Annotated in this window: 15 protein-coding genes, 2 tRNA genes and 1 pseudogene; 8 read left to right on the top strand and 10 right to left on the bottom strand. The window is 42.2% G+C overall.

Annotated features, from left to right (window positions below):
* Positions 1 to 108: 108 nt before the first annotated feature.
* From uvrC to CW735_RS09455, 7 genes and pseudogenes are all read right to left on the bottom strand, one after another.
* Positions 109 to 1,926, bottom strand: coding sequence for an excinuclease ABC subunit UvrC (gene uvrC / locus CW735_RS09485; protein ID WP_071978992.1), 1,818 nt, complete (start codon positions 1,924 to 1,926; stop codon positions 109 to 111).
* A gap of 18 nt (positions 1,927 to 1,944) precedes the next feature.
* Positions 1,945 to 2,589: a UvrY/SirA/GacA family response regulator transcription factor gene (gene uvrY / locus CW735_RS09480; RefSeq protein ID WP_071978993.1), complete on the bottom strand. Its 645-nt coding sequence runs from the start codon at positions 2,587 to 2,589 to the stop codon at positions 1,945 to 1,947.
* A 146-nt stretch (positions 2,590 to 2,735) separates the two neighbouring features.
* Positions 2,736 to 4,130 (bottom strand): aminotransferase class I/II-fold pyridoxal phosphate-dependent enzyme, encoded by a 1,395-nt coding sequence (locus CW735_RS09475; protein ID WP_100971832.1) that lies wholly within the window; start codon positions 4,128 to 4,130, stop codon positions 2,736 to 2,738.
* A gap of 157 nt (positions 4,131 to 4,287) precedes the next feature.
* Positions 4,288 to 6,399 (bottom strand): annotated as a pseudogene (gene ovoA, locus CW735_RS09470) (5-histidylcysteine sulfoxide synthase).
* Between the two features lie 533 nt (positions 6,400 to 6,932).
* A tRNA-Ser gene (locus CW735_RS09465) sits at positions 6,933 to 7,024 on the bottom strand.
* Between the two features lie 145 nt (positions 7,025 to 7,169).
* Entirely contained in the window at positions 7,170 to 8,030 is an 861-nt protein-coding gene (locus tag CW735_RS09460) for a DODA-type extradiol aromatic ring-opening family dioxygenase (protein ID WP_100971830.1), read from the bottom strand.
* 238 nt (positions 8,031 to 8,268) lie between these two features.
* Entirely contained in the window at positions 8,269 to 8,715 is a 447-nt protein-coding gene (locus CW735_RS09455) for a DoxX family protein (protein ID WP_100971828.1), read from the bottom strand.
* A 238-nt stretch (positions 8,716 to 8,953) separates the two neighbouring features.
* On the opposite strand from CW735_RS09455, the gene CW735_RS09450 reads away from it, so the two are divergent.
* Entirely contained in the window at positions 8,954 to 9,859 is a 906-nt protein-coding gene (locus tag CW735_RS09450; protein ID WP_100971826.1) for a LysR family transcriptional regulator, read from the top strand.
* Between the two features lie 140 nt (positions 9,860 to 9,999).
* Here CW735_RS09450 and CW735_RS09445 read toward each other — a convergent pair whose 3' ends face one another.
* Both CW735_RS09445 and CW735_RS09440 read right to left on the bottom strand, forming a co-directional pair.
* On the bottom strand, positions 10,000 to 11,466 hold the full coding sequence (locus CW735_RS09445) for a DUF3360 family protein (protein WP_100971824.1): 1,467 nt from the start codon (positions 11,464 to 11,466) through the stop codon (positions 10,000 to 10,002).
* A gap of 160 nt (positions 11,467 to 11,626) precedes the next feature.
* Positions 11,627 to 11,718, bottom strand: a tRNA-Ser gene (locus CW735_RS09440).
* Between the two features lie 239 nt (positions 11,719 to 11,957).
* Here CW735_RS09440 and CW735_RS09435 point away from each other — a divergent pair.
* From CW735_RS09435 to CW735_RS09415, 5 genes are all read left to right on the top strand, one after another.
* Positions 11,958 to 12,626 carry a Bax inhibitor-1/YccA family protein gene (locus CW735_RS09435; protein WP_071978994.1) on the top strand — a complete coding sequence of 223 codons (669 nt, stop codon included), beginning with the start codon at positions 11,958 to 11,960 and terminating at the stop codon, positions 12,624 to 12,626.
* Between the two features lie 64 nt (positions 12,627 to 12,690).
* Positions 12,691 to 13,080 carry a sulfurtransferase complex subunit TusD gene (tusD, locus tag CW735_RS09430; protein WP_100971822.1) on the top strand — a complete coding sequence of 130 codons (390 nt, stop codon included), beginning with the start codon at positions 12,691 to 12,693 and terminating at the stop codon, positions 13,078 to 13,080.
* The gene (locus tag CW735_RS09425) at positions 13,080 to 13,448 is read left to right on the top strand and encodes a DsrE family protein (RefSeq protein ID WP_071978996.1); all 369 of its coding nucleotides are present in this window, start codon (positions 13,080 to 13,082) and stop codon (positions 13,446 to 13,448) included. The genes tusD and CW735_RS09425 overlap by 1 nt, the downstream gene beginning before the upstream one ends.
* Positions 13,448 to 13,780: a DsrH/TusB family sulfur metabolism protein gene (locus CW735_RS09420; RefSeq protein WP_071978997.1), complete on the top strand. Its 333-nt coding sequence runs from the start codon at positions 13,448 to 13,450 to the stop codon at positions 13,778 to 13,780. The genes CW735_RS09425 and CW735_RS09420 overlap by 1 nt, the downstream gene beginning before the upstream one ends.
* Before the next feature lie 79 nt (positions 13,781 to 13,859).
* Positions 13,860 to 14,207: a TusE/DsrC/DsvC family sulfur relay protein gene (locus tag CW735_RS09415; protein WP_071978998.1), complete on the top strand. Its 348-nt coding sequence runs from the start codon at positions 13,860 to 13,862 to the stop codon at positions 14,205 to 14,207.
* Positions 14,208 to 14,241: 34 nt separating this feature from the next.
* Here CW735_RS09415 and CW735_RS09410 read toward each other — a convergent pair whose 3' ends face one another.
* On the bottom strand, positions 14,242 to 14,961 hold the full coding sequence (locus CW735_RS09410; RefSeq protein ID WP_232230580.1) for an SOS response-associated peptidase family protein: 720 nt from the start codon (positions 14,959 to 14,961) through the stop codon (positions 14,242 to 14,244).
* 359 nt (positions 14,962 to 15,320) lie between these two features.
* Here CW735_RS09410 and CW735_RS09405 point away from each other — a divergent pair.
* Both CW735_RS09405 and CW735_RS09400 read left to right on the top strand, forming a co-directional pair.
* Positions 15,321 to 16,498, top strand: a protein-coding gene (locus CW735_RS09405) for an IS3 family transposase (protein ID WP_100970927.1) whose coding sequence is annotated in 2 segments (ribosomal slippage) — positions 15,321 to 15,570 and positions 15,570 to 16,498 — 1,179 coding nt in all. Because the reading frame shifts where the segments join, the coding sequence is not laid out codon by codon here.
* Between the two features lie 38 nt (positions 16,499 to 16,536).
* A complete protein-coding gene (locus tag CW735_RS09400) occupies positions 16,537 to 18,201 on the top strand; it encodes a Tn3 family transposase (protein WP_157812672.1) in 1,665 nt (554 codons plus the stop codon).
* Positions 18,202 to 18,361: the final 160 nt, after the last annotated feature.

Genomic DNA, 18,361 nt, shown 5'->3' with positions numbered 1-18,361 from the left:
AGATATATCTCAGTTTTGCCCTAGGGCATTTTTAGCGCTAGCCTTTTACGGCTTTAATTTGTCTACACCTTACCTTAATTTAATCATTATTGCTTGCCAGTCACTATGTTATTGGTGCAAGTGGTCGTAAATTGTATCGGCTAGATCTTGGCTAATGCCGGGTACGCTGGCAATTTCACCCTTACTGGCTTTTTTCAGGCCATGTAAGCCACCCATAAACTTTAACAGCGTTTGGCGACGCTTAGCGCCAACACCTGGAATAGATTCAAGGCTTGAGGTATTTTTTACTTTTTGCCGTCTGTTCCTGTGGCCGGTTATAGCAAAGCGGTGAGATTCATCTCGAATATGTTGTACTAAATGCAAGGCTGGAGAATGACTTTCCATTGGCAGCACGTCGTGACTACCAGCAAGTATCAATGTTTCTAAGCCAGGCTTACGTGTGGTTCCTTTAGCAACCCCTAAAAGCATAGGCTTTTTATCATGAGGCCAGTCTTCGAAAAATGCCTCCGCTTGCGCTAGTTGCCCCTTGCCACCGTCAATTAACAGCAAATCAGGTATTTTCTGTACTTCTTTCACCGATTTATACCGGCGCTTTAACGCCTGTGCCATTGCAGCGTAATCGTCGCCTGGCGTAATTCCCTCAATGTTGTATCGACGGTAATCACTCTTTAACGGCCCTTCTCTATTGAATACCACGCATGAGGCTACTGTTTGTTGTCCCGAGGTATGGCTGATATCAAAACATTCCATACGCTGAATTGGGCTGTCTACTTCCATGGCCTCTTCTAAATCGAGGTAGCGAGCAAAAACCGACTTCTGTTGGCTGTATTGAGCATCAAGCGCAGACTCAGCATTTGTTTGTGCTAATTCGAGGTACTGCCGCTTTTCTTCCCGAGCACCTTTAAAGAACGTTACTTTGTGATTGGCTTCGCTACTTAGCAGCTCTACTATAGCGGCTTCGTCACTTAAAGTGTGCGCCATAACAATTTGACGTGGAATAGTTTTATTTCCAGCCAAATAAAACTGTAAAAAGAACGACTCGAAAACTTCGCTCTCATTAGCAATGTTGGGCACTTTTGGGAAAAAAGCCTTGCTGCCTAAAAGTTGCCCTTCGCGAATAAACATAACCTGTATACACGCCATATTACCTTTAAACGCGAAGCCAAATACATCCATGTTGTCTTGTGTACCTGCAACCCATTGACGCTCTTGTACCTTGCGAAGGGCATTAATTTGATCTCGGTAGCGCGCAGCAGCTTCGAAATTCAGCGCTTCACTGGCCTTTTCCATGTTCTTCACCAAGCTACCAATAACCTGTTGATTTTTTCCTTTTAAAAACAAACGGGCAAAATTTACTTGTTCTTTATATTCTTCATCAGACACATACCCCTCGACACAAGGTGCACTGCATCGTTGCATTTGATATTGCAAGCAAGGGCGACTGCGAGCCCGGTAGTAACTGTCTTCGCATTGACGTACTGGAAAAATACGCTGCATAGAGCGCAAGCTTTCTCTTACCGACCAAGCACTGGGATAAGGTCCAAAATACTCGCCCTTCTTTTTCTTCGGTCCGCGATGAAAAGATAGACGAGGATGTTCATGGTCAGATAAAAATATAAACGGATACGATTTGTCGTCGCGCATAACCACGTTGTATCGCGGCTTATATTTTTTTATGAAGTTGTTTTCTAAAAGAAAAGCTTCTGTTTCACTGTTAACAACCGTGACATCCATATGCGCAATTTGACTGACAAGCGATCGTGTTTTCGCGTTATCCACGTTAGTGCGAAAATAACTAGAAACACGTTTTTTTAAGTTTTTCGCTTTTCCAACATAAATGACCTCCTCCTGTGCACTGTACATTCGGTACACGCCAGGTTGGGAGGTAAGATTTTTTAGAAACGCTGCTGAGTCGAATGCAGACATAATGTAAGAGGTTGTTACCTATAGCAGATTTGAATCGATAAGTTTGTGGCGCAGCGCTAAATGAGTCAGCTCTACGTCGGTTGCCACCCCAAGTTTATCAAACATTCTATAACGGTATGTGTTTACCGTTTTAGGGTTGATGCTAAGCTCGCTGGCTATTTCGGGCACGCGCTTACCCTTAGTCAACCGCATAGCAATGCTCAGTTCTCGCGAAGACAAATCGTTAAAAGGATTGTCTGAACGTGGTGATAGCCTTCCAATAGCAATGCTGTTTGCCACGTCACTATCAACATATTTTTGACCTGCAGCCACTTTGTGAATAGCCCGAATGACTTCATCGGGTTCGGCGTCTTTAGTCAAAAATCCGTATGCCCCAGCTTCCATTACCTGCATAGGTATTGGGCTTTCGGTATGCATAGACAGACAGATCACTCGCGTATTCTCAGACATACGCACAATTTTTTTCGTTGCCTCTAAGCCGCCAATGCCGGGCATATTTACATCCATCAATATAACATCGGGGGCATTCTTTCTGCATAGTTGAACCGCATCTTCACCGCTCTTCGCTTCAGCGAGAATAGTAAAACCATCGACGTCTTCCAATATGCGTCGAATCCCTGTCCTTACCAATTCATGGTCGTCTACTAGGATTATTTTGATCACAAGATTGTCTCACTAACATCGCGTCTTACAAACGATTGTATAAATCGCCATACGCATAGATTTATTATTTTTTAATGGCTCTGTAGGCATAATACCACGAGATTCGCCAAGGTGAAGCATACTTCATTTTTTTAGTTTAGGGCGTGTTAAACGAAAAATAGTCTATTTAAAGCTTCTATTATTTGCAAAGGGTGGCAAGCAAGGTTCAGTCGAATAAAGCCTGGCGCATTGAAAAGACTTCCATCGCTACCAACAACGCCGCGCTTTATACAGGTTTCAAAACCTGACGCCGGCTTAAACACAGTTGATTTGTCATTACGCCCAAACAAAAAACTTATATCTTGCGTCTGATCCTGTCTTAGCGTCTGCACGGTAGAATTTTTTTGTGCCGGCAAAGCATGATGTGCATCAGATAGGCATAACCATAAAAAGTAGCCCGCCTGCCCCATTGTGTAACTACACTTAATATGATGTTCTTTAAAATAAAAATGAACTAGCTTGCGGTTTAATGCAATCGCACTTCGCACTTCATCTAGCCATTGCTTTGAGTTGTTATAGGCAGCTTGCAATGCAATTTGCGACAGATTACTGGCATCTAAATGCCGTGATGTTATGGCGGCACGAAAAGCTTCTCGTCGCTCACTATCGTCAATGATGGCGTAAGAACCACCAGGGATAGCAGCGAGATTGAATGCTTTTGACGCGCTGTTAATATGAACAATGTTTTTTTGCAGGCGCCGGTCTACACCGGATCCAAACAGCGGGATCGCTTCTGGACTGTCTTCATCAACAAAACCGAATTCACTGTGCACCTCATCGGTAATAATGGTGATATTATTTTCGTGACAAAACTGTATGATTTCTGCTTGAAGATCTGCTGAGAGTACGGTGCCAGTAGGATTGTTTGGATGACACAGTACAAACGCAGTGGCATTTTGAGATAGCACGCTAACGTCTACGATTGGGCTTTTATCTTTACCAGGTCTATTGGCGCCGTTATTTGTATCCGTTTTAAAAGGAACGCGATGAACGTTCAAATTATTGTTGATAATGCAATCAACCAACGGCCCGTAAGTGGTATCAAAAATCATGACATCATCGCCACTACGGCAAAATGTTTTTAACGCCACATCGACAGCGCTTATTACACTGGCCACACCAATAACGTTTTCAGATGGCACACCATGCCATGAACTAACACTTTTCTGCAGAGTATCTGTCTGATATCCGTAACGTTCATTTGCACATTGTGCTATGGCAGTAGCAATAGCACAATGCGGCTGGGTATCCATATCCGCAATCCACATCGATAGTGAATCTGCTGGCGCCTGGGGAAAACGTTCGGCCAAGACCGCATGCTTTAATCGGCTCTGCGCTGTGGTTTCTAACTCGGCGCGAGTATTTTTTTGTATGCCTTCTCTAGTACTGTCTAATGAAGTTGCAGTCAATGTCTTGCAAAAACGCGGAGCCTCCCAAACGTGTTGATAAGCCAACAAGTTACTCACTATGCTTTCGCCAGTTTGTGATTCAGCGCTATTCATATGTGCATTTCTTTAAAAAAGGCAGGCGCTGCTGCGCACAGAGCAACGATGGCCAGCACTTAGAAGTTTCGGTGCCGGCATCATCGCGCTTTTTATACTGCCTTTTCCTCTAACTTGTCGACGCACTAGTCGTCGCACTTGTCGTCGAGGCACCCAGTTATTTCCGTTTTTCAAAAACGTTAAACTCGGAAAGCGTATGCTGATATTTGCGCTTGGTTTCTCGGATCACAAACGCTATTTCTTGAGGTGCGCAAACTCTGGTTAAGTTCGTGCTTAGTGCTTGTTCCAGTGCCTCTGTAGAACTCAAGGTTTCGCCGTTTTCATCTTTGTAACCGCCTAACCATTCACTGCGTTCTGTATATTCCTCTAACCACGTAAACGGGCTGGCAACTATAAGTAATCCACCTGGATTAAGGCGTTCGCTCATATCCGCAAGCACTTTACGAGGGCTGTATACTCTGTCTATCAGGTTACCCATGAAAATCAGGTCATACCCAGTGAGATGAGGCTTAAGGTTACACGCATCGCCTTGAGAGAATGACACCTTTTCTACTGTATCCTCTAAGCCCATAGCGGCGAGTTTTCGAGATTTAAATGAAGTGAGTTCGCCCTCTTCTATCAGGTTGTAGCGTACTTCACCGCGTTCCTGCATCGAAAATGCTGTTTTGATAAAGCGAGCGGAAAAATCCACACCGTCAACATGGTCAAAGTGTTTTGCTAGCTCGAACGTAGAGCGCCCCACAGCACACCCTAAATCAAGGGCTTTAACTGATTTTCTGTTCTCCATTGCGCGAATACAAAACTCAGCACTTGCCTTTGCAAAGTTCTCAACACCGTAGTATTCATCACCGTAGTGAAACTCGCTGTATTGCGAAACTTGTGTATCACTTTCGTAATCTAAATCATTCACTTGAATAACACTCTCACCTTGTACATACCTAAAACCTGCGTGCTGGAAAAAATGACGTCTAAATGCATAGCGGCTATCTTTCATTGCCTCGTTGCCCGTTGAAACCCAGCTACCGCCTTTTATTAGGTTATGTTTGTTGTCGTATGTCGGCGTTGTAAAGTCGTCGTAAAGTGGATGCACTTTAAAGCCGTCGTACGGATAAATGGGCGTTTCAGTCCACTGCCACACATTGCCCACTACATCAAAGAATTCACCTGTTTTATTTACGTTAACAGGTTCGCTAGATGCGAATTTGTGCAAAGCAATGTTAAAACCATCAGAATAAACCTTCTGGGTAAGTCCAGCCTCATCTCTTAGGCGTAGCCATTCGTTTTCAGTGGGTAATCGAATTAACTCACCACTTTTTTCGCTCTTGTAGTTACAAAAAGCTTTAGCTTCATGATAGTTAACATCAACAGGCCAGTCTAAAGGCAGTGGAAATTCATCGGTCATGCTGCGATACAGGTAACCCGAGTCTGTACGACGCCAAAATATTGGATGTTCAGCTTTGGTGTAAAGACGCCACTTATTTCCCTCTTCTTCCCAAAACTGTGCGTTTTGATATCCGCCGTCGTTTATAAAGTCTAAGAACTCGCCATTGCTTACCAAAAAGCGAGAAGCTTTGAATTCGTTGACACGCTCGTCGAGATTACCGTACTCGTTATCCCAACCGTAATATTCGTTGTCCCACGTTTTATTAGCAGACACGTTCCCTGCTGAGACAGTAATCATTTCATTTTTTGGTATTGCGCTTACATCGGTAATCGATGAGTGACAGCGAGGCCAACTTTGGCTTGCATCAACGTGAGAGAGAGGAAGTTGCCTAATAAGCACAGACGAAGTTTCAAGATGGATACGCTCGTGTTCAATACCCATCACTATTGGCCACATTGGGCTTTCCCAGTTGATTGGCATAGCAAACGGTATGGTGTCGATTAAATCGCACATTAATGTTCTTACTTGCTGGCGGTATGAACGAACCTCATTTACCGTAGGCCAATCATAATTTTTGTCGTTCAAATCATCCCAACTCATCTCATCGACACCAATGGCGAATAAAGATTCAAACCGAGGGTTTATGCGCTCGTTGATAGCTTTTGATAAAATGAGTTTATTAATAAAAAAAGTTGCTGTATGGCCAAAGTAAAAAATAAGTGGGTGGCGTAACTTCTCAGGGCGCAGATAAAAAGCATCGTCGCTTTTAAGACAAGAAAACAGTGATTAATAAGTATCGAAGGAATCGAGAAAATATTTTTTCACTTCCATACGTTTTTGCTCAACAGAACCTTCAATAAGATTGAGCGTGGACATTGCCTGCATATATTCCTCGTTTTTTATTCTTTATTAACGTGTGCCAAATTAGTGCCTACCGATGAACTGTCGCGCATAAACACTCGACAAGATTGAGCGCATTAATTTTTCGTTATATAACTTCGCTACATTGTAGTTGTAGCAAATCTACGCTGTTTTATCAGACTTTTCTTATATAGGCGTTGTGATAATACAGCGTATTTATGATGATGAGATGAACCTTAAATACCCTGAGCAGAATAGATGAGATCACAAGTTCAGTGTGTTTATTAATAAAATGGCATACAACACATAGTCTGATTTTAAGTTCGACAGAACGGCTGGTTTCCGTCAGCTAATGCCTAATGAGCGTGTAATGTGCAAGTAGCTGTTTAAACACTGTTCAAATAGCTTTTCAGATAGATACTAGGTTATTTGTTGAAGAAGTCGTTGCAGCCCGGGTAACAGCAGACTTTTATGCAATAAAAGTAACAAATGGAACCTACATAGAGTGAAACAGAAGGACATAAAAAAACCCGCAGCAAGTGCGGGTTTTCGTAATATGGCGGAGAGTGAGGGATTCGAACCCCCGGTGGGTTTGACCCCACGTCTGATTTCAAGTCAGGTGCATTAAACCGAGCTCTGCCAACTCTCCTTAAGTGCTGCGTATGATAATGATTTTACCGCCTCTGTAAACCCTTTATTTCAACAAAATCAACCAACTGCCGAAATGCTAACCAAAATGGCTAATTTTTGATTTATGCCGATTAAATTTACATCGTTTATCGATATTCACGAACTTAATCATGCCACAAAAACATCGCGGCGGGTTTATCCATTACATGCAACGATGCTGTGTAGTCTGCTTTGCGCTTATTAGCACCATAACATACGTGAAGTGGTATCAGGTGTTCCTCTCTCGGATGAGCATATCTCGCCTCAGGTGCATTTTCCCATTGAATAAGTTGTTCTTCTCTTTCATTTTCAGCGACTATATGGCCTTCCGCATCGCCTCCAACGACATTCTTCATCCAATCGTTAAACGCTTTTGCCTTACGGTAGGCTTCATCACTACTGTCAAAAAAACCATGCATATTGTGAAAAGAGGAACCAGAACCAAGAAGCAAAATTCTCTCTCCATTGTTTTCAAGACGAGTTCCGCTGCTGTGTAAAGAGCTGTTAAAGCGCAAAAGCGCACTTTTTAACGCTGCGCCGAGTTGAATATGTTCAGCAGAATTTAAATCAGCCTTCAAAGAAACTTGAATACAGGGGATGTTTGCGTGTGGAAACATTAATGTAAGCGGTATAAACATTCCATGGTCAAACCCTCTATAGTCATCTGTTGCTAGCGGTATATTTTCACCCTGTAAAGTCTCTGCTAGATAATGAGCCAGTGCTGGAAAGCCTGGTGCATCATACTTCAAAGAATAGGCTTGTTCGGGAAAACCATAGTAATCATAGATAATGTCTGGGGTTGAGTTAGCAGTAACTGTAAACACAGGCTCTTCCCAGTGCGCGCTGACAATTACAATGAAATCTGGCCGACCAATTTTGCTTGTTAATTCATTCAATGTTTTGATCATTTCACTGTGTTTTGAATGATTTAGTAAGGGCAACGGTCCGCCCCCGTGAGTAATATAGGCAGTTGAGACTCTTGCCATGGTTAATACCTTTTACAATTATTTTCCCTATTCTTAAACAAGCAGCTTTTTTAAGCGCTGTTCTTGAAGAGTTGTTTTTTAAAGCAGACTAGGCACGCAACAAACTCGATGAGTTCGCATTTGCGTGTGATAACTCTTGAGATGAGAAAGAATGAAAAATGTTTGAGTAACAAGTCGAAACGGTGGTAGACATCAAAGCGTAATGTTTAATACACCACCGTTTTGCAAGTGCGTGCTGTTAATTCAGTTTACTGACAATGAGTTTGTCTACTGAGTATTTCCCTCCTCCCTGTACCGCAAGTGCAACGGTGATAGCGAAAAGCGATAAAGCAAACTCATAGCCATTATTACTCATAAATAAACCGTTACTTGCATGTACACTAAAAATAGCCACTAACATGGTAAAAGCACTTACCGCGGCAGCCGGTCGAGTTAAAAACCCAAGTATTAACGCTAAACCGCCAAAAAATTCAGCGCTACCCGCTAAAAGTGCCATAACAAATCCAGGTGCTAGCCCAATACTTTCCATCCACTGGGCAGTGCCCTCTAAGCCGTATCCACCAAACATGCCAAATAGTTTTTGTGCGCCATGGGCAGCCAGAATAATGCCAACTGGTAAACGTAATATTGCACCCGCGATGCTGTCGTTGGTAATAAAAATTTTATTTAGTATTGCATTTTTCATAGTTGTTGCTCCTAAATTTGTAGTTTGTCGTAACGTTAAGTTGTGACGTTAATTGCATTTGGCTGCTTGTTGTAAAAAGCGGCTCACTTAAGGTGTTTGTAAATCTTAACTAGCAACATAACTTGAATAAATACGCCATCCGTTGAATTATTAACAATGTTTTGTTGTAAATTGGCAACCTTTTAGCGTTTGTCTTTATAACTTCTCTATTTATACAAATGCAGCTTAGAGGCAATAAATGGATCGGATAGATTTACTGAAAACCTTTGTCACGGTGGTTAACGAAGGTAGTTTTACTAATGCGGCACTGCGATTAAATACATCGAATCAACTGGTTAGCAAATACATAAGCCAGCTTGAAAAGAAGCTTGACGTGAGACTTTTTAATCGCACAACGCGTAAAATACATTTAACCGAAGCTGGATATCAGTGTTTGCAACATGCTAATCACATACTTGAAAGTATGAATGATATGGAAGGGCAACTGGGGCTACTTAGTACGCAAGTAAAAGGCACCTTACGAGTGAGCGCTCCCGTTTCATTTTCTACGCTTCATTTATCCTCTTGCTTAAGTGCTTTTCAAAAACAATTTCCCGATGTTTCTATTAATTTGCAGCTTAACGACAGAAAAGTGGATGTGGTGGATGAAGGTTTAGATGTGGCACTGCGTGCAGGTGTCCTTAGTGATTCTTCGCTTGTGGCAAAGAAAATTACAACCATCAAGCTTGCTCTTTGTGCGTCGCCGAGTTACCTCAAGAAATACGGTATCCCCGAGCATCCTTCGCAATTAAAACCCGAGCATTATTTAGAGTACTCCCATGTTAATTACGAAAACGAAGAGTCTGAACTTATACAGGCGTTAAAAGCTAATGCACAAAAGCATACACCTCGGCTAACGGCAAACAATGGTGAAGTTTTATCTGATGTGGCAGCACAAGGTGAAGGTTATGTTTTACAGCCAACATTTATAGTAGCCGAAGCACTTAAAAACCAAGAACTGGTGTCTATTTTAGAAGACTTTGTTCCCCAATCAATTTCTCTTTATGCGGTTTATCCTCACAGAAAATTAGTGTCGTCAAAACTTAGAGTATTTATCGATTTTTTGTGCGAATTTTTCGAAGAAGAGCCATATTGGGACCGGTGAGACAGAAATCATAAAAAGCTTCTATACGCTGCCTTCGCCACCTATAAATTGTCATTTATAGGATAGCAAAGGCATAAATGTGCGTAAAAAAAGCTTTTTAAAATTCAATGAAAGCGTCTAGCTTTTAATAAAATAGAATATTAGACGCGAAACGTATCCATTATTGCAGGCACTCCAGGGAACATGCCGATGAGCGCCATAACAGTACAAAGCACAATAAAAGTGATGCCAGGTATTAGCCACCTCCCTGCTTTGCCGAGATCCAGAGCACGATCTTTACACCCCACAATACCTAAATTATCTAGCAGCATAGTAAACGACCAACCAAAAACTGGGTTTACCAGCACAGAACTTATTACGACAAGGGCAGCAGATTGAGTTGTCTTTCCCTCGCGAGTCATTTGCATACCCGCTTCCATCAAAGGTAAAAATACACCCACGATTAAAGCAACACACAATACTGGTGGCCAAATTGCTAAGTCCATTGGGTAACCCCAAATGGCAGCAATAACGCACAAAACACCTGTTATTATCGCGCCGCCAGGAATAGGCCTACGGGCAATTGAGGCTGGGATGATGTAAGTTCCCCATGAGGATGCGATGTTGCCTCCTCCCAACGCAGAACCCACTGCTTGGCGAGTAGACGCCGCTATCATAGTGTCATCGATATTCATGTAGGCTTTTTCGCTGTTCTTCGGGTAACTTAGCTTTTGGAACACCTGCTGACCTAGAAAGTCGGGAGACCACATAGCAACCGCTAATACCGCAAAGGGTAATACAGCAACAAAATTTGACCAATCTGGTAGACCTAGTTGCCAACCTGTATGTTCTCCCCACCAATATGCTGGGTTTAAATTAGGTATTCCCGGCGTGGTTGAGAACTCAAATGGTGCCCCTAATGCGAGGGCGAGTACTGCCGCCATTACGGCACCGAGAGGAATAGCCAGCCAGCGTTTTTTAATGTGCTCCAGCCAAGCATACATAATAATAGTAGCAACAAGCACAACGAACGCCACATAGCCCATATCAAAGCCTTCAGCCCAAGCAAAAAGCTTTTTCACTTGGCCTGTAATACCAATGAACCCAAGATACAGTAGTAATCCACCACACACACCGTTACTGGTAAGCCTGGCCAGAAGACTGCCCCCCTTCGTTATTCCAAGCAAAAAACCAAACACGCCGATAAGTAAACCCAATGCCATAGGATGGCCGCCAGATGCCACCATAAGCGGTACAAGTGGCAGTAAGGGCCCATGCGTTCCTGCCAAATTTGCAGTAGGATTTAAAAAGCCAGAAATCAGCACAACAAACAAAACAGCGGCTATCAATAGCTCAAAGCGAACATTTTCAATTACAAATTCCGGTGATAGGTCAAGCGGTGCAGCAAATGCCCCTACTACAGCGGCTACCATAACAATTTTACCTATGGTAGCTGCCATACCTGGAATAAAATCTTCCCACTCTATGCGATAGTCTTTCAATGGGATATTAGGGCGCCAGCGTTTGGGGGAAAGTATTTGTAATTCGTGGTTGAGATAATCATCTCGGGTTTCAAATGAGCCACTTGGCTTGTGTAGTTCTTGATAAGAAGAGCTATCTTGAGACACAAAACACCTGTAGGTTGCAAAAAGGAAGCGCAAGGGTAAACAGGTGTATGAACGGTAACAATGCGACTGTAGTCTTAGACAAAAGGTTAACCGACAGCTAAAAAGGCATTTTTATTTGGCGCATAAAAAAACCCGCAACGATGTGCGGGTTTCTCTAATCTGGCGGAGAGTGAGGGATTCGAACCCCCGGTGGGTTTGACCCCACGTCTGATTTCAAGTCAGGTGCATTAAACCGAGCTCTGCCAACTCTCCAGAAGTGCTGCGTATCTTAATGATATTTTTTTCGCTGTAAAGGGAAAAATTAAAAAACTTATTTAAGTGCCCATAAATCAATCAAATAACGTATCAACTGAGTGCCTTGGGTGTTTTTATAGGCACATAACGTCTTTTTCATCTGAAACTACTTGAAAATGGGAACTAAAACCCATACAACATACACTAATTAACAGTGTACCATTTGTGGTCATATCATAGTCCTTTTGGAGGAAACAATGGATCAACGTTCGATGTATTCTAGTGCATCTCAACCATCGGTATTGCAGACGAACAAGGTTCTACGCAACACCTACATGCTGCTTGCGATGACACTAGCGTTTAGTGCAGTTTGTGCAGGTGTCGCCATGGCAGTAGGTATTTCTCCTATGATGTCTTTAGGCATGACCATAGGCGCATTTATCACTCTATTTGTTGTACAGAAAAAAGCAGACTCTTCATCAGGTATCTTTTGGGTGTTTGTATTTACCGGCCTGTTAGGTGCATCGCTAGCATTTACGCTTCAACGATTTATGGCGCTGCCTGGCGGTCCAGCACTAATTATGCAAGCGCTTGGCGCGACCGCGTTAGTATTTTTTGCACTATCCGGTTACGTTTTAACCACGAAGAAAGACTTTTCGTTTATGGGTGGCTTCTTGATGGTTGGTTTAGTTGTGGTGATTGTCGCTGCAATAGCTAATATCTTTTTTGCAGTACCAGCGGTAAGTTTGGCGATTAGTGCGGCTATTGTATTTATTATGTCTGGTCTCATTCTGTTCGACACTAGTCGTATTGTTAACGGTGGCGAAACCAACTATATTCGCGCTACAGTATCGCTTTACCTGAACATTTATAATTTGTTCACTGCTATCCTTCACCTATTAGGTGCATTTGGCGGCGACGACTAATTTAGCGTTTTAAGCTATAAACAAACACCCCTTAACCGGGGTGTTTTTGTTTGGAACACTTTTTATGGCGCAATATTCAGTTTTAATTACCTCATCGCCTTTTCAAGGCGACAGCGCTCTTCGCGCGTATCAATTTATACAGGGCGTGATCAGTAATGGTGATACGGTAGACAACTTATTCTTTTACGGCGACGGTGTTTACCACACCAATAACCTAATGCTTAATACTGGCGATGAATTTTACGGCCAAGATGCTTGGAAGCGCTTAAGCGAGCAACACGAAGTTAAGCTGCTGGTGTGCATTACAGCGGCGGTTAAACGAGGTATTGTTAGCGATCAAGAGGCACAAGAACACGGCATAGCCCAAGCTAACCTTTCTGCCCCTTTTATACAGGCAGGATTGGGTGAATTTTTTACCGAGCTACATAATTGCGACAGACTGGTAAAGTTTTAATGGCCACAATACTTATTCGATTCACACAAAGCCCTTATGGCACCGCAATCAGCCAAGACGGTTTAGATTTTACCTTAGCTGCGACTAATTACGGCCATAACGTCATCGTTTTGTTTGAAGGTGAAGGTGTGCTCCAGCTTACTAAAACTCCATCTCGCAAAGGTATTAAAAACCACAGTAAACGGCTGGCATCCATGCCTTTTTTCGATATTGAAGACTGCTACATTTGCAAAGACAGTGCAGAAAATTTTCAAATTCATACGCTGTTTGAGAACACCCAAGTTATTGAAGAGATCGAAGCCCAATTCGTGACAGCGCACGAACGTGTTGCTTTAGTTGAAAAAGCCGATCATGTGGTGACATTTTAATGCTGATAAATATAACTAAAAGAGCAATTACTGCCGGCGATATCGCGTTTATTGATGCTGCACTAAGCCATGAAGGTGCAAATGACTCAGGAGATAAGCAAAACATCTCAGTTATCGTGTTTTCGGGCGATGGAGTATATGCACAGCATCATTTAGCTACTACTGAACACGTTTTTAAAGAGCAGTCTATTGAAACAAGTGCTGCTAAACTTTACGCAGTAGCAGACGATGTAGCATCTCGTGGTGTAAAACCTTTAAAGCACCTAGCTTTAATTAGCGCGGGGGAATTTGCTGCGCTATCAGGGCAGCATCAACATTGGGTTGCTATCTAGGACGTGCCTTAGTATCTAAAAGCAGCTGTGAAGAATGACTCACGAATGAAAAATACTCTGAATAACAATGGCGAAAGACATGTCACAAGAAACATTTAGTTTTTCCTACAATGGAAAAGAGATCCCAACAGATAAAGCAGGCTATTTGCTAGATTACACTTTGTGGGATGAAGGCATGGTGCCCTTTTTAGCCGAGGAGGAAAGCATCGAACTTACCGACGCCCACTGGGAAGTGGTTCGATTTGTTCGCGAGTTTTATGAGGAATACGAGACAAGCCCAGCCATTAGAGCATTAGTAAAAGCTATGGCGAATAAATTTGGGCCTGAAAAAGGCAATAGCCGTTATCTACAGCGCCTGTTTAAAAAAGGCCCTGCTAAGCAGGCTACAAAGCTTGCAGGACTACCCAAACCTGCTCGCTGCTTGTAAACGCATATGTCTCGCTAAACCTCTGATTATATCGCTAACAATGCGGCTGGCTAGCGGGTAATAAAGCCGTCGGAGATATCGCTTCGCCACTTTTAAATGTTTTAACCTTAGTCACTTCTAAATCTGTATAAATTTGTGGGTTAGCCAGTAAATCATTTACAAAAGAACTGTCTTCATTGCTAAGCCAAGCATTAATCGCGCTTTTGTCATGAGGTAAGAAAAAGGGAATCGATTTTTCGTGATACTTGCTAAAGTCTTCTCTCGGCGGTCTGGTTACCACGGCGCAACTAAAACACCCGTTGCTAAAGACTCGATAAACCGCGCCCAATAATAACGCGCCAGACTTAGGCCGCATTAAATAATGTGATTTACCCTTTCCCTCCAGGTTAGACTCGCCCACTGCTGTAGCAACAACAATACCGCGGCGTCTAGTAATCGCTTTCTGCCAATAAGGACTGTCCAAGTTTCTTGCGTTAAACGTGGTGCGTTTACCAAGTTCTATATTGTCGCCATTGATCTTGGCATCAAACCACCAAGTTGGATGTATTGTATTTGAATGATCAACAATAAGATTGGTAATGCGCTTTTCTACATTGCCGCCAAAGGCAGGATAAAAGTTGAGAATGTCACCCTGTAGGGCTTCCTCTTTAAACAGTGACATTGTGCCTTCTAACCCTACTTGGGGTTTTGCGCCCATCCCCTCGAAATTAACCTTAGCTTGAATTTTCACGCTTAGAGTAACTTTTCGTACCATTGGACTTCACCCCTTGAATAACACAGTTTGTATTATTTAGCCCATCCCCTCGAAATCGGCATTAGTATTCTTAAGTAATAATACACAGTGGTAAACTATCTTATGAAAAGTTTACCACTTTAGTCGCTTAAATCGGCTTTATGGTAATGTTAAGCAGTTGACTGGTAAACATTAACCTCATTGATTAAGGTATGCTGATTAAAAATAACAAGAAAGGCTTACCACTATTTCTTCATCAAACACCAAGCGTATACAAATTCTCAGCGAATCAGAAATCAACGAACTCTATGCCTTGACGTGGTCCAATTGAATTGACCAGTCCAGTTAAGAGTATAATATCAGCTTAACTGGAGAAAGAGATGCCTGAAAGAAAGCGTTACACCAAAGAATTTAAACTCGATGCGGTTAGTCTTGTGCTTGATCAAGGCCATAGCAGAACCGATGTTGCCAAAATGTTAGATGTTAACAATCAGATGATCAGTCGCTGGGTCAAGGAATACCAGCAAGATGATGATGGGCAAGCATTTAGGGGCAACGGTAAATTAACACCAGAGCAAGAAGAGATCCGTCGACTTAAAGCGCAGGTCAAACAGCTTGAAATGGAAAAGCGCATATTAAAGGAAGCGACGGTCTTTTTCGCCAAGGAAACGAAATAAAATATCGTTTCATCGCGCAACGTAAAAAGACCTATCCAGTCGATTTAATGTGTCGACTGTTGGGCGTGAATAGAAATGGCTTCTACCGGTATATGAAGAAGCAGGAATGGCCGCAGACGCAGAAGGATAACGAAAAAGCTGAGATGCTCGAATGGATTGAAGCCATAGATGTTGCGAGTGAGCATACATACGGTAGCCGCAGAATGCAGCGAGCATTGAACTGTTTAGGTTATCCAGTAGGCCGACAGCAAACGCGGCAGTTAATGAAAGAAGCCAACGTAAAGGTTCGATACAAGAAGAAGTATAAAATCACCACCAATAGTGATCACGACAAGCCCGTATTCGACAATGTACTCAACCGTGAGTTTGACGTTAACGCACCGGACCAAGCGTATGTTTGCGATATTACCTACGTCTGGACACGTGAAGGTTGGTTGTATTTAGCCGTGGTTATTGATCTGTTCTCGCGGAAGGTTGTGGGCTGGAGTATGGGTTCACGAATGAAGGCCAAGCTTGTTTGCGATGCACTGACAATGGCGATTTGGCAACGTCGCCCGAAGCCAGGATTGATTGTTCATTCTGACAGAGGAAGTCAGTATGCAAGTGACCAGTATCGTCGATTATTGAAAGGCCATGGTTTTATTGGCAGCATGAGTCGAAAAGGCGACTGTTGGGATAATGCCGTGGTAGAGAGTTTCTTCGGTACACTGAAACAAGAACGTGTGCATTGGAAGTCATATCAAACCCGTCTCGAAGCACAGCAAGATATCTTGCAGTACATCGCGATGTTTTATAATCCGATGCGGTTACATTCATACTTAGGATATATGAGTCCGAATCAGTATGAAGTGGCAGCATTGAAACAGAAGAAAGTAGCTTAACTGGGTTGGTCAATTTTGGTTGACCACGTCACATCGATGTGGTACCTAAACATGACCGAGAGTATTTAGAGGGAGAAAATACCAAATTAATTGCTAATCGATTTGAGTATTTCCTTTATCGTAAAGCCGAACAATTATTTCACAGTAATAGCTTAACGGTGAAAGAAAGCGTTAATAACCGTAGTTTAACGTCAGATCTTATACAACCTAAAGAATGGCAGCAAAAAGAGACAATCATTGAAAACACTGGCCTTGATAAGCTGGCAACACCGATTAACCAAACACTCGCAGATAAGAGCCAACAATTAGAAGTTAAGCTGAAGGAAGCAAGCGAGCATATCTTTAGTGGTGATAATAAGTATGTTGAGTTTATTCCTGGCAAAGCCGAACTCAAGTGGTCAATTCCTAACAGCCGTTGGCAACAAACAATTGAAAACCCGCTCTACAATCAAATTCAACACATGGGTATCGTTGAACTCATGTTGTTTGTTGATCAAAAGACAGGTTACTTAAATTCATTTACACACATATCAGCAACTAAAGAAAAATCACCAGTAAATAAAGAAGATCTGATCGCCTGTATATTGGCAAACGGCACCAATTACGGCCTATATAAAATGGCGAATATCTCTGACCGTTCAATGGGTAAATTACGCAGTGTAGATGATAGTTATGTCAGATATGAAACACTCAAAACGTCTAATGATCAGGTTTCTAATGCTATAGCCACGTTGCCAATATTTGCCTATTACCATGTGGACGATAATCAGTTGTTTTCAAGCATTGATGGTCAAAAATTTGAGTGTCGCATAAATACGTTTAAGGCTCGGTATTCGTCTAAGTACTTCTCCAAAGGTAAAGGTGTTTCAGCATTAACATTGGTTTCTAATCATGTTCCGGTGAGTACGCAAGTCATTGGCGCTAACGAATATGAAGGTCACTTTGCTTTTGACTTACTCTATAACAACTCTTCAGATATACAGCCTAATACCTTATCGACCGATACGCATGGTACCAATAATGTTAACTTCGCTATATTAGATTTCTTTGGTTACACATTCGCCCCTCGATACGCGAAAATGAAAAAGGTGTTTTTTGAGCTATTTGAAGTGACTGAAGAGAACGGAGGCCGTATTCAATTAAAGAAAGATATTAATCATAAGCTAATTGCTGAAGAATGGGACAATATTCAGCATATTGTTTGTTCATTGAGTCGTAAAACCACCACTCAAAGCACAATCATTAGAAAGTTGAGTAACGGCAAGAGCCGAAGATTGTCAGCATTGCATGAGTACGACCGTTTAATTAAATCTATTTATGTTTTGGAGTATGTTGATAATTCAACGTTGCGTCATTACGTCCAGCAAGCCTTGAACAGAGGTGAAGCATACCATCAGTTAAAACGTGCTATTACTTCAGTTAATGGCAATAAATTTCGTGGGGGGAATGATTACCAAGTATCACAATGGAACGATTGTGCTCGACTCATTTCAAATTGCATTATTTATTATAATTCCGCGTTACTATCGGCATTTTTACAAATCCAAGAGAGGAACGGTAGGCAAGATGTGGTTGATGTTATTTCTCGGCTTTCACCTGTTGCTTGGCAACACATTAATCTAAATGGGGAATATGCCTTTAATAAAGACCGCAAAGAAATCGACTTAGCTGGTTTACTTAGTGATGTAGAATCAATAAGTTAAAGAATGCCATCTGTTTGTATTTCTAATTCAAAAGGTACTGCGCATCAAAGTGCCATTAAAAATTGGAGGTGTTGATATTCTATATGCTTGATATATACAAGCTAACATTGATAGAAAACAGATAAGCTAACAAGTTTTTAGTCGAGCCATGAACTGTTCT

The sequence above is a fragment of the Alteromonas sp. MB-3u-76 genome (genome assembly GCF_002831605.1).
GTDB classification, from domain to species: Bacteria; Pseudomonadota; Gammaproteobacteria; order Enterobacterales; family Alteromonadaceae; genus Alteromonas; species Alteromonas hispanica.
The sequence above is the reverse complement of the archived record's forward strand: the minus strand, read 5'-3'. Positions and strand labels throughout refer to the sequence as shown.